This is a genomic window from Mesorhizobium sp. M4A.F.Ca.ET.020.02.1.1, assembly GCF_004022645.1.
In the GTDB taxonomy this organism is placed as follows: Bacteria; Pseudomonadota; Alphaproteobacteria; order Rhizobiales; family Rhizobiaceae; genus Mesorhizobium.
In genome coordinates this window covers 1-388 of record NZ_RZOI01001431.1, presented here as the reverse complement: position 1 = coordinate 388, position 388 = coordinate 1, and the positions used below count along the sequence as shown (strand labels likewise).

Here is a 388-nt window from a genome sequence, read left to right as displayed (position 1 = left end):
CCATGGACCTCCTGTTCACCGGCCGCTGGATGGATGTCGCCGAAGCGCATCGCTGGGGCCTGGTCAACGAGGTGCTGCCCAAGGAGAAGCTCGAGGACCGCGTATGGGAGATCGCCCGGCTGCTCGCCAGCGGCCCGCCGCTGGTCTTCGCCGCGATCAAGGAGACCGCGCGCGTGGCCGAGGCGCTGACCTTCCAGGACGCGATGAACAAGGTCACGCGCCGGCAATTGGCGACCGTCGATTTGCTCTACGGGTCGGAGGACAATATGGAAGGGTTCCGGGCGTTTGCCGAGAAGCGCGATCCGGTGTGGAAGGGCAGATAGTCTCGCAGCCGATGGCGTTCCTTCCCATCCCCCTCTGCCCTGCCGGGCATCTCCCCCTCAAAGGG

1 protein-coding gene is annotated in these 388 nt (G+C 66.2%); it reads left to right on the top strand.

What is annotated here, in order from left to right; genetic code table 11:
* Nucleotides 1-323, top strand: a 323-nt coding sequence (locus EN742_RS37530) for an enoyl-CoA hydratase-related protein (protein ID WP_245492510.1), incomplete at its 5' end; no start/stop codon positions are given.
* Nucleotides 324-388: the final 65 nt, after the last annotated feature.